14 protein-coding genes are annotated in these 14,741 nt (G+C 67.9%); 7 read left to right on the top strand and 7 right to left on the bottom strand.

Annotated elements, in window-relative coordinates:
• Nucleotides 1-83: 83 nt before the first annotated feature.
• Nucleotides 84-1,070, bottom strand: coding sequence for a cobaltochelatase subunit CobS (cobS, locus tag CJ301_RS02705; protein ID WP_099274203.1), 987 nt, complete (start codon nt 1,068-1,070; stop codon nt 84-86).
• 174 nt (nt 1,071-1,244) lie between these two features.
• Between cobS and CJ301_RS02700 the strand changes: the two genes are divergently transcribed.
• Both CJ301_RS02700 and CJ301_RS02695 read left to right on the top strand, forming a co-directional pair.
• On the top strand, nt 1,245-1,799 hold the full coding sequence (locus CJ301_RS02700; RefSeq protein ID WP_099273924.1) for a sigma-70 family RNA polymerase sigma factor: 555 nt from the start codon (nt 1,245-1,247) through the stop codon (nt 1,797-1,799).
• Nucleotides 1,796-2,488: an anti-sigma factor gene (locus tag CJ301_RS02695; RefSeq protein ID WP_162620395.1), complete on the top strand. Its 693-nt coding sequence runs from the start codon at nt 1,796-1,798 to the stop codon at nt 2,486-2,488. Before CJ301_RS02700 ends, CJ301_RS02695 begins: the two co-directional genes overlap by 4 nt.
• 100 nt (nt 2,489-2,588) lie before the next feature.
• On the opposite strand, the gene CJ301_RS02690 is transcribed toward CJ301_RS02695, so the two are convergent.
• The 3 genes from CJ301_RS02690 to gatB all read right to left on the bottom strand — a co-directional run bounded on the left by CJ301_RS02690 (nt 2,589) and on the right by gatB (nt 5,305).
• Nucleotides 2,589-3,239: a J domain-containing protein gene (locus tag CJ301_RS02690; RefSeq protein WP_099273920.1), complete on the bottom strand. Its 651-nt coding sequence runs from the start codon at nt 3,237-3,239 to the stop codon at nt 2,589-2,591.
• Between the two features lie 109 nt (nt 3,240-3,348).
• Nucleotides 3,349-3,759, bottom strand: coding sequence for a DUF4177 domain-containing protein (locus CJ301_RS02685; protein ID WP_099273918.1), 411 nt, complete (start codon nt 3,757-3,759; stop codon nt 3,349-3,351).
• 22 nt (nt 3,760-3,781) lie between these two features.
• Nucleotides 3,782-5,305 (bottom strand): Asp-tRNA(Asn)/Glu-tRNA(Gln) amidotransferase subunit GatB, encoded by a 1,524-nt coding sequence (gene gatB, locus CJ301_RS02680; protein WP_099273916.1) that lies wholly within the window; start codon nt 5,303-5,305, stop codon nt 3,782-3,784.
• 225 nt (nt 5,306-5,530) lie between these two features.
• Here gatB and CJ301_RS02675 point away from each other — a divergent pair, with 225 nt between their 5' ends.
• On the top strand, nt 5,531-6,187 hold the full coding sequence (locus CJ301_RS02675; protein WP_099273914.1) for a transglycosylase SLT domain-containing protein: 657 nt from the start codon (nt 5,531-5,533) through the stop codon (nt 6,185-6,187).
• A 288-nt stretch (nt 6,188-6,475) separates the two neighbouring features.
• Here the strand turns inward: CJ301_RS02675 and CJ301_RS02670 are convergent, their stop codons facing one another.
• From CJ301_RS02670 to pepN, 3 genes are all read right to left on the bottom strand, one after another.
• Nucleotides 6,476-7,339 carry a lysophospholipid acyltransferase family protein gene (locus CJ301_RS02670; protein ID WP_099273912.1) on the bottom strand — a complete coding sequence of 288 codons (864 nt, stop codon included), beginning with the start codon at nt 7,337-7,339 and terminating at the stop codon, nt 6,476-6,478.
• Nucleotides 7,340-7,465: 126 nt separating this feature from the next.
• Nucleotides 7,466-8,026 (bottom strand): type 1 glutamine amidotransferase domain-containing protein, encoded by a 561-nt coding sequence (locus CJ301_RS02665; RefSeq protein WP_099273910.1) that lies wholly within the window; start codon nt 8,024-8,026, stop codon nt 7,466-7,468.
• A 91-nt stretch (nt 8,027-8,117) separates the two neighbouring features.
• Nucleotides 8,118-10,670 (bottom strand): aminopeptidase N, encoded by a 2,553-nt coding sequence (gene pepN / locus CJ301_RS02660; RefSeq protein ID WP_099273908.1) that lies wholly within the window; start codon nt 10,668-10,670, stop codon nt 8,118-8,120.
• A gap of 123 nt (nt 10,671-10,793) precedes the next feature.
• On the opposite strand from pepN, the gene CJ301_RS02655 reads away from it, so the two are divergent.
• The 4 genes from CJ301_RS02655 to CJ301_RS02640 all read left to right on the top strand — a co-directional run bounded on the left by CJ301_RS02655 (nt 10,794) and on the right by CJ301_RS02640 (nt 14,714).
• Complete coding sequence (locus tag CJ301_RS02655; RefSeq protein WP_216823239.1) at nt 10,794-11,051, top strand: hypothetical protein; 258 nt, start codon at nt 10,794-10,796, stop codon at nt 11,049-11,051.
• A gap of 139 nt (nt 11,052-11,190) precedes the next feature.
• On the top strand, nt 11,191-13,353 hold the full coding sequence (locus CJ301_RS02650) for a malate synthase G (RefSeq protein ID WP_099273906.1): 2,163 nt from the start codon (nt 11,191-11,193) through the stop codon (nt 13,351-13,353).
• The gene (locus CJ301_RS02645) at nt 13,350-13,781 is read left to right on the top strand and encodes a GlcG/HbpS family heme-binding protein (RefSeq protein WP_099273904.1); all 432 of its coding nucleotides are present in this window, start codon (nt 13,350-13,352) and stop codon (nt 13,779-13,781) included. Before CJ301_RS02650 ends, CJ301_RS02645 begins: the two co-directional genes overlap by 4 nt.
• Nucleotides 13,782-13,931: 150 nt before the next feature.
• Nucleotides 13,932-14,714: a gamma-glutamyl-gamma-aminobutyrate hydrolase family protein gene (locus CJ301_RS02640; protein ID WP_099273902.1), complete on the top strand. Its 783-nt coding sequence runs from the start codon at nt 13,932-13,934 to the stop codon at nt 14,712-14,714.
• Nucleotides 14,715-14,741 lie beyond the last annotated feature (27 nt).

Below are 14,741 nucleotides of genomic sequence, written 5' to 3'. Positions count from 1 at the left end.
CGGCAGGGGGCGGCAAGGGCGCTCGGGTGATAACGAAAGGCCCGGCTCTTTCGATCCGGGCCCTTGGCGTTTCGTTGAAAGGCTCAGCGCCCGGCGGTGCTCACCGCGCTTTCGGGCAGTTCCTCGTCGAAGCAGCGCTGGTAGAACTCGGCCACGGTCTGGCGCTCCAGCTCGTCGCACTTGTTGAGGAAGGAGAGCCGGAAGGCATAGCCGATATCGCGGAAGATCTCGGCGTTCTGGGCCCAGTTGATCACCGTGCGCGGGCTCATCACCGTCGACAGATCGCCGTTCATGAAAGCGGTGCGGGTGAGATCGGCGACGGTCACCATCTGGCTGACCTGCTGGCGGCCCTCGGCGGTGTTGTAATGCGGCGCCTTCGACAGCACGATCGCGGCCTCGGCGTCGTGGCTGAGATAGTTCAGCGTCGCCACGAGGGACCAGCGGTCCATCTGCGCCTGGTTGATCTGCTGAGTGCCGTGATAGAGCCCGGTCGTGTCGCCCAAGCCCACGGTGTTGGCCGTGGCGAAGAGCCGGAAATAGGGGTTCGGCGTCAGCACCTGGTTCTGGTCCATCAGCGTCAGCTTGCCGTCGGTCTCCAGCACCCGCTGGATCACGAACATCACGTCGGCGCGGCCCGCATCGTATTCGTCGAACACGATGGCGCAGGGGTGGCGCAGCGCCCAGGGCAGGATGCCTTCGGCGAACTCGGTGACCTGCTTGCCATCCTTGAGCTTGATCGCGTCCTTGCCGATCAGGTCGATGCGCGAGATGTGGCTGTCGAGGTTGACGCGCACGCAGGGCCAGTTGAGCCGGGCGGCGACCTGCTCGATATGGGTCGATTTGCCGGTGCCGTGATAGCCCTGCACCATGACCCGGCGATTGGCCGAGAAACCGGCAAGGATGGCGCGGGTGGTGTCGGGGTCGAACTTGTAGGTCGGGTCGATGTCGGGCACCCGGTCCGAGCGCTCGGCGAAGCCCTTGACCTTCATGGCGCTGTCGAAGCCGAAGGTCTCACGGATGTCGATCTCTTCGGTCGGGCGGGCATTGGGGTCGGTCTGGGCGTCGGCCATGATGATCCTTTCGCGTGCGGGCAAGGGGCCCTCATTTGCGGTCGCGCAAGTGATGGAGCATCGCGCGGCGGGGTTCAAGGGCCGCGGGCCACGACCATCGGCCGGCCGCCGCTTGCCTTTTCGGGGCGCAAGGCCATTGTCAGAAGCCGGACCAGTGGGGGGATCCGCAACATCATGTCGCGCCTGACCGAGATCGAGGGGCTGATCGCGCGCTGCGCGCTGGGCGACCGCGCCGCCTTTGGCGCGCTCTACGACGCCACCTCGGCGAAACTCTTCGGGATCTGCCTGCGTGTGTTGGACAACAGGGCCGAGGCCGAGGACGCGCTGCAGGAAATCTACGTGAAGGTGTGGCACAATGCGGGGCGCTACGAGGTGAACGGTCTGAGCCCGATGACATGGCTCATCACCATCTCGCGCAACCATGCCATCGACCGGCTGCGCAGCCGCCGCAGGACCGAAAGCCAGCATGGCGGCGACATGGAGGCGGTGGCGCGGCTGGCCGATGCCGCACCGGGGCCCGAGGCGCAGGCCGTCGCCGCCTCGGAAAGCGCGCGGATCGAGGGCTGCCTGACCGAGCTCGACAGCGACAGGGCCGGTGCGGTGCGCGGCGCCTATCTCGCGGGGGAGAGCTATGCCGAACTGGCCGAGCGCTACGGCGTGCCGCTCAACACGATGCGGACATGGCTGCGGCGCAGCCTGATGCGGCTCAAGGAGTGCCTGACGCGATGACCGGGGCCGGAGATCACCACGAGGACGACACCGCCCGTGCCGCCGAGCACGTGCTGGGGCTTCTGGAGGGCGAGGAGCTGGCGCAGGCCGAGCGCCGGCTCGAAACGGATGCCGATTACCGCGCGCTCCATGCCATGTGGGCCGAGGATTTCGCCGGGCTTACCGACGAGATCACCCCCGTCGCGCCGCCCGCGCGGATCAGGCGCGCGGTCGAGGCGCGGCTGTTCGGCGCCGAGCGCAAGAGCCTGTTGCGCCGTCTCGGCCTCTGGCCCGCGCTGGGCGCCGCGGCGCTGGCGGCGGGCACCTATGCCATGGTGACCGGGCTCGACCTTCTGCGCCCGGAACCGGTGGGGCCGGGGCTGCGCGCCGAGATCGCGGCCGAGGATCGCAGCCTCGTGGTGCAGGTGGCCTATGACCCCGCCGAGCCGGAGGCCTTGCGCATCCTGCGCCCGAGCGGCGAGGCCATGCCGGGCCGCTCGCTGGAGCTGTGGCTCATCGCGGGAGAGGCGGCGCCCGTCTCGCTCGGCCTGCTGCCCGAGGACCGGGAGGGCCGCGTGACGTTGCCCGAGGATCTGCGCCCGCTGCTGCCGCAGGCGGTGCTCGCCGTCTCCGACGAGCCCGAGGGCGGCTCGCCCGCCGCGGGGCCGACCGGCCCGGTGGTGGCGGCAGGACCGGTCACGACCCTCTGACCGGCCCGTTCGGAGCGCGCCACCCCCGTTCATCTTTCCCCAAATACGCAAAATCCCCCGATTCCCACCACGCGCGGCCCCCGGGAAATCTCGCGCCCCTTCAGTCCTTGTCGCGGAAGGACTTGCTGTCCTTGATCTGGTCCCAGGCCCAGACCACTTCGGAGAGCTGCTCCTCCTGGCTGCGGTCGCCGCCGTTCATGTCCGGGTGCAGCACCTTGATCAGCGCCTTGTAGGATTTGCGGATCTGCGCCTTGGACCAGCTGTCCTTGGCGTCGAGCACCTCGAGCGCGCGGCGTTCGGTCGCGGGCAGGCGGCGGGTGTGGCCGCCCTGCTGGGCGGCGTTGCGGCCGGGGTTGCGGGTGGCGTTTTCGCCCAGCACCTGGTGCGGGTCGTCGACGCCGAGCCGGGCCCAGGCGCGCTGCTCCTCGCTGCGCTTGCCGAAGGGCTTGGTCGAGCGGCCCCAGACCCGGTCATTGTCGACCTGCTCGGAAAATTCCGCCTCGGTCGAGCCGTCGAAGAAGTTCCACTTAAGGTTGTACTCGCGCACGTGTTCCTTGCAGAACCAGAAGTAGTCATCGAGAATATCGGGCGATTTCGGGGCGCGATACTTGCCTGCCTCTTCGCACCCCGCGTGGTCGCAGACCCGTGTCGAGGTCTCGAAGGCGCCGGACATCCCGCGTCTGCCGCGCGGGTTTTTCTTCTTCGATGCCGATACCGACATATCGAAACCGAAGGGGTCGTTCTTTGCCATGCTCTGCCTCATCCTTTCGAGTCGGACGCGGCAGTTTAGTCCAAAGCGCCGGAGATTGAAGGGGCGGGGGGCATTTTCCCTCCCGCCCTTCGGCGCGGGTCCGCCGGGATCAGTCGCCGCTCTTGGTGGTGACCTCGGGGGCGGGACGGTCGGGGATGTCCTGCGCCTCGCGGGCGCTGGGCATGGCGCGCGGCGCGGCGGGCGCCTCGCCGCGGCTGGCGCTCAGCCCGGGCTGGGCCGGCTGCGCCATCGGCTCGGCGGCCACGGGGGTCGCAGGAGCGGCCTGCGCGGCAGCGCGGCGGAACACCAGCACCGAATGATAGACCGTCTTGCGACCGCCCAAGCCCTGGCGCTCCTCGCAAGGCAGGGTCTCGGCGCGCAGGTATTCCCAGCCCTTGGCACCAAGCTCGTTGATCGTGCCTTGCAGCGCGCGGGCGTAGCGGTCCTCGGCGGTCTTGAGGCCGCGTTCCTTCTGGCCCCGTCTCGGGGCGGGAACGACGCGGTATTCGAAGGCGGTCATGGCGCTCTCCTGTGGGCCGGGCTCAGAGCCCGAGCTTGGCGGTGACGATCTGGTTGACGGCGGCGGGGTTGGCCTTGCCGCCGGTGGATTTCATCACCTGGCCGACGAACCAGCCCGCGAGCTTGGGGTTCTGCTTGGCCTTCTCGACCTGCGCGGGATTGGCGGCGATGATCTCGTCGACTGCCGCCTCGATGGCGCCGGTGTCGGTGACCTGCTTCATGCCGCGCTCCTCGACGATCTGCGCCGGCTCCCCGCCCTCGGTATAGACGATCTCGAACAGATCCTTGGCGATCTTGCCCGAAATGTCGCCCTTGGCGATCAGCGCGACGATGTCGCCGAGCTGGGCGGGGCTGACCGGGCTCTGCTCGATGCCCAGATCGGCCTTCTTGAGCCGTCCGAACAGCTCGTTGATCACCCAGTTCGCGGCAAGCTTGCCATCCTTGGCGCTGTCGAGATGGTTCACAACCGCCTCGAAATAGACGGCGTTGGCCAGCTCGGCCGTCAGCACGCCCGCGTCGTAATCCGACAGGCCGAAATCGCCCATGAAGCGGGCCTTCTTGGCGTCGGGCAGCTCGGGCAGATGCGCCTTGATGTCGTCGACCCAGGCCTGCTCGATCTCGAGCGGCAGCAGGTCGGGATCGGGGAAGTAGCGGTAGTCATGCGCCTCTTCCTTGGAACGCATGGAGCGGGTCTCGTTGCGGTCGGGATCGTAGAGCCGGGTCTCCTGCACCACCTCGCCGCCATCTTCGAGAATGGCGATCTGGCGGCGCGCCTCGAAGTCGATCGCGGCCTGGATGAAGCGCATGGAGTTCATGTTCTTGATCTCGCAGCGCGTGCCGAGATGCGAGAAATCCTGGCTTTCCTGATATTTCTCGTAATCGCCCGGACGGCAGACCGAGACGTTGACGTCGGCGCGCAGATTGCCGTTCTGCATGTTGCCATCGCAGGTCCCGAGATAGCGCAGGATCTGGCGCAGCTTGCCCACGTAAGCCGCCGCTTCCTCGGGCCCGCGGATGTCGGGGCGGCTGACGATCTCCATCAGCGCCACGCCGGTGCGGTTCAGGTCCACGAAGGACATGTTGGGGTCCATGTCGTGGATCGACTTGCCCGCGTCCTGTTCGAGATGGATGCGCTCGATCCGCACCAGCCGGGCCTGACCGTTGCCCATCTCCACCAGCACCTCGCCCTCGCCGACGATCGGGTGGTAGAGCTGGCTGATCTGGTAGCCCTGCGGCAGGTCGGGATAGAAGTAGTTCTTGCGGTCGAAGGCCGAGCGCAGGTTGATCTCGGCCTTGAGCCCCAGACCGGTGCGCACCGCCTGCGCCACGCAGCCCTCGTTGATCACCGGCAGCATGCCGGGCATGCCCGCATCGATGAAGGAGACGTTGGAATTGGGCTCGGCGCCGAATTCGGTCGAGGCGCCGGAAAACAGCTTGGCGCGGGTGGCGACCTGCGCGTGCACCTCGAGGCCGATCACCAGCTCCCAGTCGCCCCTGGCACCCGCGATCACCTTGGGGGCGGGGGCCTCGTATGTCAGGTCCAGCATGGGAGCCTCTCCTTGCAGGTTTGTCGGCACGATCATCGCGGGCCTGATTAGGCGCGAACGGGCCGCTCTTCAAGGGTGAGGGTGGGGTGGGGCGATGGTGGCCCGCACGGGCTGACTGCGCGGCAACCCGCCCAAATGCGCGCCCGGCGAAGGGCAGGCTCGACAGGCGGCCCCTATGGGGGGCAATTGGGGCACAGTTGCTGCCACAACGGATCAAGACCCGACATGTTCCCAAGCCTTCCCGGCGCGCCCCTGCGCCGCCTCGCATCGGTCGCTCTGCTCGGTCTCGGTGTCGCCTGCGCGCCGCTGCCCGAGCCCGAACCTCCCGTCGCCGCGCCGCCCGCGCTGCCGGCCATGGCCTGGGATCATCGGCCCGAAAGCGCGCAATGGACCGATGCCACGCTGGCGGCGCTGAAATCGCATGGCGCGCCGCTGCTGAGCCAGGTGCCCGCCGACATCGACACCTGGTGCCCGGGCTATGTCACGGCCGATGCGGATGGCCGCGCCGCCTTCTGGGCCGGGATGCTGTCGGCCTTGGCCAAGCATGAAAGCACCTGGAACCCGGCCGCCGTCGGCGGTGGCGGCAAATGGTTCGGCCTCGTGCAGATCGCGCCCGCCACCGCGCGCGGCTATGGCTGCGCGGCGGGCAGCGGCTCGGCGCTGAAGGACGGTGTCTCGAACCTGTCCTGCGCGGTGCGGATCGCGGCCCGCACGGTGCGGCGCGATGGCGTCGTCTCTGCCGGGATGCGCGGCCTCGCAGCCGATTGGGGGCCGTTCCATTCCGCGCGCAAGCGGGCGGAGATGGTGAACTGGACCCGCAGCCAGAGCTATTGCCAGCCCAGCCAGACGGTGCGCGTCGCCTCGGCCCGCTCGGCGGGCTGAGCTTCGGTGGCTGTCGCCATGGCGACACAGCGGCAGTGCCACGAGGGCCAAGCTCGCGGTATTCGGGCGATTTCGCGTTGCATCGTGTCGCGTGGGCGGTGCAATCATCCCCCATGCTCGTGGCTCTGACGTTCCTGGGGGGATCGATGGCCGTGGCGCCGGGTTCGACGGTCCATGCCGAGCCGTTGGACCCGGCAGAAACACGTCTCTATACGAAAACGTCCCATGCGCCGACTGCCCGAACCGGCGCGCCGCGCCCCGAGGGCCAATGCGCAGCGGGGTCTTTGGTCAGGCCCTGGTGCGCAGAAGGGAGCGGGTCGCCCGCACGAGGCTCACCGTCGGCGCGTCGCGCCCGCCGAGATCCAGCGTCGCCCGGCGCAGCATCTCGATCCCGCCCTCGGCCTTGACCGGCAGCGAGGCGGGCGAGATCTCCTCGCCCACGGTGATGACATAGGGCTGGCGGTCCTTGTTGAGCATCTCGTGGAACAGGGTGATGTCGCGCAAGGTCGGGTGCAGCATGTCGAAGAGGTAGAACAGCGCCGAGTTGCGCGCCCGGATGTTGACCGGGATCACCGGCAGGTCGAACTTGCGCGCCAGCATTGCCGCCGAAGGCATCCATGGCCGCTCATGCAGCTGCAACCCGCGCCGCTTGGCCAGCCGCCCGGAGGGAAAGATCACCCCGAGCCGCCCGTCCTTCACCGCCTGCCGGGTGAGATCCATCGTCACCTTGGTCTTGGCGTGGCTGCGCTTGTCCTTGCGCCATTCGACCGGCAGGATCAGGTCCTCCATCTGTGGCAGCACGCGCAGGATGTCGCCATTGGCGTAGATGAAGAGATCGGGCCGCACCGTCTTGAGCACGTGGTAGAGCATGATCCCGTCGGCGATGCCGGTGGGATGGTTGGCCACGATCATCGCCGGGCCGTGGCGCGGCACGTTGTCGAGCCCGGTGACGGTGAGATGCCGGGCGAGCATGTCGCCCATCTCGCCCATGATCCGCGCCGTCGGCTCGTCGCGCAGCCGCGTGCCGATGGAGACGGTGCGATCATAGGACAGGGCAAGGTGCAAAAGACCGCGCAACGGCTTGATCAGGGGCGATTGCCGGAACATCCACGGGGCACGTTCGGCAATCAGCGGGTCAATGCGGTCTTTCATGAAGCTTTAATAACCATTCCCACGCGGCAGTTCCGTGACATTTGCGGGATCGGCGCGCATTTGGCAATGGCCGGAGCCCCAGATGGGGCGGTGCGGCGGTGTCCCGCCGCACCTTTGGCAGGCGGATCAGGCCGCCTGACGGTCGTGCTTGCCCTCGCGCACCTCCTCGATGATCTTCTTCACGAAGGCGTCGAGATCGTCGGGGTTGCGGCTGGTGACGATGCCCTGATCGGTCGCCACCTCCTTGTCGACGACATGGGCGCCCGCGTTCTTCAGATCGGTGCGCAGCGAGGGGTAGGAGGTCATCTCGCGGCCCTCGACCACGCCCGCCTCGATGAGCACCCACGGCCCGTGGCAGATCGCGGCGACGATCTTTCCGGCGGCGGTGAAGTCCTTCACCAGCTGCACCGCCTCGGGCTTGGTGCGCAGGATGTCGGGGTTGATCTGGCCGCCGGGCACCACGATGGCGTGGTAATCCTCGACCCTGGCGTCCGAGATGCCGAGATCGGCATCGGCCTTGGGGCCCCAGTCGGTCTGGTCCCAGCTGGTGATCGCCGCACCGTCGGGGCTGGCCACGTGGACGGTGGCGCCCGCCTCGCGCAGCTTGTCGCGCGGCACTTCCAGTTCGACCTTCTCGAAGCCGTCGGCGGAGATGATGAGAATCTTGGCGTCGGTGATGTCGGTCATGTTCGTCTCCTTGCGGTTCTGTGCTCGGATCTCTCATGGCCCGAACCGAAAGGGGGGAGGGGGCGTTCCGTGCCGCCCCCTCACAGGGCCGTCAGTCGGCCAGCATCCGCCCGACCATCTCGGAGGTGTCGCGGCTCAGCCCATCGGTTTCGAAGATCCGCTCCAGCTCGGCCCGGATCAGGCGCTTGCGGCCCTCGTCATAGCGCTTCCAGGTCGAGAAGGCCTGCGTCATCCGCGCGGTGGTCTGCGGGTTGAGCGGGTCGAGCTTCAGCAGCCAGTTGGCGAGCAGCCGGTAGCCCGCGCCCGAAGGATCGTGGAAGCCCGCCGTGTTGCCCGCCAGCGCGCCGAAGACGGCGCGGAAGCGGTTGGGGTTCTTCCAGTCGAAATCGGGGTGCCGGGTCAGCTCTTCGGCGATGCCGGCGGCGGCTTCCGGTTTGGCCGCGCCGACCTGCAGGCCGAACCACTTGTTCATCACCAGCCGCTCGTGGCGCCATTGATCCTCGAAGGCCTTCAGCTCGGCCGCGCCCTCGCCGAGCTTCACCAGCACGCCCAGCGCGGCGATCTGCTGGGTCATGTTGTCGGCCTCGCGGTACTGCGCCCGCGCCCGGTCGCCGCCCTGGGTGAGCGACAGGAGCGACAGAGCTGCGTTGGTGAGCGCCCGGCGGCCCGCATCCCCGGCTTCGGGGCTGTAGGGGCCGGTGACCTGATGCGTGTCGTAAAGCCGCGCCAGCACGTCGCCCAGACGGTCGGCGATGGCATGGCGCAGCGCCTCGCGCGCCTCGAAGATCGCGGTCGGGTCGGGGGTCTGGCCCGCCTCGAAGATCGCCTGCGCCAGCTCGTCCTCGCCCGGCAGCGCCAGAAGCCGCGCGCGGAAGGCGGGGTCGAGGCTTTCATCGGCCACGGCGCGGTCCAGCGCGTCGATATAGCCCGCATCCGGCCCGTCGCCCTCCTCGATCATCGCCAGAAGCCCGGCCCGGGCGAGATCGCGCCCCGCCTCCCATTTGTTGAACGGGTCGGTGTCATGGGCGAGCAGGAAGGCGCGGGTCTCGTCGGTCTGCACCTGCCGCAGGATCACCGGCGCGGAAAAGCCGCGCAGGATCGACGGCACGGGCCGCGCGGCGAGCCCCTCGAAGGCGAAGCTCTGCTCTTCCTCGGTCAGCTCCAGCACCCGTGTCGGCACCACCTCGTCGCCATTGGGGTTCAAGAGCCCCACGGCCACCGGGATCACCATGGGCTGCTTGTCCGACTGGCCCGGCGTCGGCGGCGTCTCCTGCCGGAGCGTCAGCGTATAGCGCCCCTCCGACCAGTCCTCGGCCACGTGGACGCGCGGCGTGCCGGCCTGGTGGTACCAGCGGGCGAACTGCGACAGGTCGCGCCCGGTCGCCTCCTCGAACACCTTGAGCCAATCCTCGATCGTCACGGCCTGACCGTCATGCCGCTCGAAATAGAGGTCGAGCGCCTTCCGGTAGCCCTCGTCGCCCACCAGCCGTTTCAGCATGCCGACGATCTCGGCGCCCTTCTCATAGACGGTGACGGTATAGAAGTTGTTGATCTCGACGAAGCTTTCGGGCCGCACCGGGTGCGCCAGCGGGCCGTTATCCTCGCGGAACTGCGCCGCACGCAGCAGCATCGCGTCATCGATCCGCTTGACCGCGTGAGAGCGCATGTCGCCGGTGAACTGCTGGTCGCGGAACACCGTGAGGCCTTCCTTCAGGCACAGCTGGAACCAGTCGCGGCAGGTGACGCGGTTGCCGGTCCAGTTGTGGAAGTATTCATGCGCGATGATCGCCTCGATCCGCTCGAAATCGGCATCGGTCGCCGTCTCGGGCGAGGCGAGCACGGCGGAGGAGTTGAAGATGTTCAGCCCCTTGTTCTCCATCGCGCCCATGTTGAAATCATCGACCGCGACGATGTTGAACACGTCGAGATCGTATTCGCGGCCATAGGTCTCCTCGTCCCATGTCATCGACTTCTTCAGCGCCTCCATGCCGAAGGCGCATTTGCCGATATCGGCCTCGCGCACCCACAGCTTCAGCGCGACCTCGCGGCCCGACATGGTGGTGAAGCTGTCGCTGTGCGCGACCAGATCGCCCGCGACGAGGGCAAAGAGATAGGCCGGTTTGGGCCAGGGGTCGTGCCATTCGGCGAAACCCTCGCCCGAGGCGACCGGATTGCCGTTCGACAGGAGCACCGGCTGGTCGCTCTCGATGCGCACGTGAAACGGCGCCATCACGTCGGGCCGGTCGGGGTAGTAGGTGATCTTGCGAAAGCCCTCGGCCTCGCATTGCGTGCAATACATGCCGCTCGAGCGGTAGAGCCCTTCGAGCGCGGTGTTGTTCTCGGGGTCGATCTCGACTTCGGCGGCGAAGGTGAAGGGCGCGTCGGGCGCATCGAGCCTCAGCCCGCCCTCGACCAGCTCCGGCTCCACCTGCGCGCCATCGAGCTGCGCCGAGATCAGCTTGAGCCCTTCGCCATGCAAGAAGAAGTCGCGGTTCGTGGCTTCGGGGTTGGGCCGAAACCGGATCTCGGACAGCACGCGGGTCGCATGGGGGGCAAGGCGGAAGGTCAGCCGCACCTCGTCCACGAGATAGGCGGGGGGCGTGTAGTCCTTCAGATAGACGGTGCGGGGGTCGTGCTGTGACATGTCGGAGGACCTTTCGCTGAACCTTCGGGGCGCGCCGAACGTTAGGGCGGCAAGAGGGGGCCTTCAAGCGCGCCCCCGGCCGCGAACCGATTGCCGGCGCGGCAAGCTTGCGAGGAGAAGACCATGTCAGCCCCCCATACCGATGTCGAGAAACAGGAAAAACGCCACAAGGGTCCGTTGACCGGCATGGCCATCGTCGCCGTTTTCGGCGTGCTCCTCATATTGCTCCTCGTCTTCATGGGCTTCGGCATGGGCAACGAGCCCGAGGCCGAAAGCACCATCGAGGCCGTCGGCAGCGACGAGGTCGTGACCGAGGATGACGAGCTCGTCGGCGCGCCCGAGCAGATCAACGACAGCGTCGGCACCGCCGAGCAACAATAAGCCGACGCCATAGGACATGCATCCGAGGGGCGCGGGCCGCGTTGTCCGCGCCCCTTTCCCGTGTCAAAGCGGAACGAGTTGCCGCTTTCTCCGGGATGGATTAGCCAGTCGCACGAGACATATGTGGAGGAGACGGCAGATGGCCGAGAGGATCGACAAGCATGGGCTGAAGGTGGCGCCGGAACTGGCCGCCTTCATCGAGAAGGAAGCGCTTTCGGGCACGGGGATCGAGGCCGATGCCTTCTGGACGGGCTTTGCCGGTCTGGTGCAGGAATTCGGCCCGCGCATCCGCGACGCGCTGGGCACCCGCTCGGACATGCAGGCCAAGATCGACGCGTGGCATCTGAGCCGCAAGGGCCAGCAGATCGACGCCGAGGCGTATCGGGAGATGCTGGAGGGCATCGGCTATCTCGTGCCCGAAGGCGACGATTTCGAGATCGGCACCGAGAACACCGACCCCGAGATCGCCACCACGCCCGGCCCGCAGCTCGTCGTGCCGATCACCAATGCCCGCTTCGCGCTCAACGCCGCCAATGCCCGCTGGGGCAGCCTTTACGACGCGCTCTACGGCACCGACGCGCTGGGCAGCCTGCCGCAGGGCCAGGGCTATGATAAGGCGCGCGGCGCCGAGGTGATCGCCTGGGGCCGCAAGCATCTCGACGAGGTCGCGCCGCTCGACGGCATCTCCTGGGCCGATATCGACCGGATCGAGGTCAAGGGCGGCACGCTGGTGGGCTGCAAGGGCGATGCAGAGCATGGGCTGAAGGCGCCCGAACAGTTCGCCGGCTCCAAGACCGACGGCCGCGCCGACCTGCAGGTGCTCCTGGAAAAGAACGGCCTGCTGATCGAGATCGTGGTCGATCCGTCGAGCCAGATCGGCGGCTCCGACCGCGCCGGCATCTCCGACATCCGGCTCGAAAGCGCCGTCTCGACCATCATGGACTGCGAGGATTCGGTCGCTGCCGTCGATGCCGAGGACAAGGTGCTGGCCTATCGCAACTGGCTCGGCCTGATGCAGGGCTCGCTGCAGGCGAGCTTCCAGAAGGGCGGCGAGGAGATGACCCGCCGCATGGAGGGCGACCGCGTCTTCACCGCGCCCGACGGCTCGGAGAAGATCGTCAAGGGCCGCTCGCTGATGCTGGTGCGCAATGTCGGCCACCTGATGACCAACCCGGCGATCCTCGACGGCGAGGAGGAGATCTCCGAAGGGCTGATGGATGCGGCGATCACCGTGCTGATCGCCATGCACGACCTGCAAAAGGACGAAGGCCCGCGCAACTCGACCACCGGTTCGGTCTATGTCGTGAAGCCCAAGATGCACGGCCCCGAGGAGGTGAAGCTCTCCGACGAGATGTTCTCGGCCGTCGAGAAGATGCTCGGCCTGCCGCAATACACCGTCAAGCTCGGCATCATGGACGAGGAGCGCCGCACCTCGGCCAACCTCAAGGAATGCATCCGCGCCGCCAGGAACCGGGTGGCCTTCATCAATACCGGCTTCCTCGACCGCACCGGCGACGAGATCCACACCTCGATGGAAGCCGGGCCGATGATCCCCAAGGGCGAGATGAAATCCTCGGCCTGGATCCAGTCCTACGAGGATCGCAACGTCGATATCGGCCTTGCCTGCGGTCTCAAGGGCAAGGCCCAGATCGGCAAGGGCATGTGGGCCATGCCCGACCGCATGGCCGACATGCTCGACCAGAAGATCGGCCACCCCAAGGCCGGCGCCACCTGCGCCTGGGTCCCGTCGCCGACCGCCGCGACGCTGCACGCGACGCATTACCACCATGTCGACGTGATGGCGCGGCAGGACGAGATCGCCAGGGGCGGCGCGCGCGGCACGCTCGACGACCTGCTGACCATCCCGCTGGCGACGGGCCGCAACTTCGACGATGCCGAAGTACAGCGCGAGGTCGAGAACAACGCGCAGGGCATCCTCGGCTATGTCGTGCGCTGGATCGACCAGGGGGTGGGGTGCTCCAAGGTGCCCGACATCAATGATGTCGGCCTGATGGAGGACCGCGCGACCTGCCGGATCTCCAGCCAGGCGCTGGCCAACTGGCTGCATCACGGCGTCGTCACGCAGGACCAGGTGATGGCGGCGATGAAGAAGATGGCCGAGGTGGTGGATCGTCAGAACGAGAACGATCCCTCCTACAAGCCGATGGCGCCCGATTTCGACAGCCTCGCCTTCCAGGCCGCCTGCGACCTCGTCTTCGAAGGCCGCAAGCAGCCCTCGGGCTACACCGAGCCGGTGCTGCACCGCCGCCGCCTCGAACTCAAGAACATGGAGACCGCATGATGCCCAAGCTCACCATCGACGCCGCCCGCACCATCATCCGCGAAACCCTCGCCAAGGGGCACGAGATGGGGCTCAAGCCCCTCTCGGTGATCGTGCTCGACGCGGGCGGCCACCCGCTCGCCTTCGAGCGCGAGGACGGCGCGGCGCCGGGCCGCTACGTCATCGCCGAGGGCAAGGCTTACGGCGCGGTGATGCTGGGCATGCCCGGCTCGGCGCAGATGGCCCGCGCCGAGGCGCAGCACTACTTCATGACGGCGGCCAACGGCGCCTTCGGCGGCAAGGTCGTGCCGGTGCCGGGCGGGGTCATCCTGCGCGGTGACGAAGGCGAGATCATCGGCGGCGTCGGCGTCACCGGCGACACCTCCGACAACGACGCCGAGGCGGCGCTCGCCGGGATCGCGGCGGCGGGGCTCAAGGGCGAAGCCTGATCCTTCTTGCGCCCGGGGGCCGCTCGCGGCCTTCGGGGATGTGCCTCGATTGAGGGCAGATGTGCGCGCGGTCCGGGTCTTCCGGGCCGCGCGACGCTTTTCAGACGGGACGCGCCTGTATATCTGTAAGGGGCAGCAACCGGAGCGATCATGACCCGTCCTGTCATCGGCATCATCGGCAACAACCACGTCATCGACGGCCATTACGTCACCCATGGCGGCGGCGCGATGAACTCGTCCGCCGTGGCGCAGGTCGCCCGGGGCCTGCCCCTGGTGATCCCCGCCGACCCCAAGCTCGTCTCGGTCGAGGAGCTTTTGGAAACCTGCGACGGCTTCCTGCTCACCGGCGGGCGACCCAACGTGCATCCCGACGAATACGGCGAGGAAGAGACCCCCGCCCATGGCAGCTTCGACCGCTCGCGCGATGCGATCACCCTGCCTCTGGTGCGCGCCTGCGTCGAGCGCGGCCAACCCTTCATGGGCATCTGCCGCGGCTTTCAGGAGGTCAATGTCGCGATGGGCGGCGCGCTCTACCCGGAGATCCGCGACCTGCCGGGCCGGAGCAACCACCGCATGCCGCCCGAGGGCACGCTGGAGGAGAAATTCGCGCTGCGCCATGTCGTGACGCTCACGGAGGGCGGCCCGTTTCACCGCCTGTTCGGCGCGCGCGAGGTGATGACCAACACGCTGCACGGGCAGGGGGTCAAGACGCCGGGCCGCCGCATCGTCATCGACGGCCACGCGCCCGACGGCACGCCCGAGGCGCTCTATGTCGAGGGCGCGCCGGGTTTCACCCTGTCGGTGCAATGGCATCCCGAATGGAACGCCGGGGCCGACCCGGTCTCGCGTCCGCTGTTCGAAGCCTTCGGCGCGGCCGCGCGCGACTGGGCCGCGCGCAAGCAGCCCCTGGCGGAGACGCGGCGCAGCGCCTGAAGCGGTGCCGCCCGGCAAGGGCCGGGG

Origin of the sequence: Limimaricola cinnabarinus (genome assembly GCF_002723615.1) — a bacterium.
Taxonomy (GTDB): domain Bacteria; phylum Pseudomonadota; class Alphaproteobacteria; order Rhodobacterales; family Rhodobacteraceae; genus Limimaricola; species Limimaricola cinnabarinus_B.
This window is presented reverse-complemented; position numbering and strand designations above follow the sequence as displayed.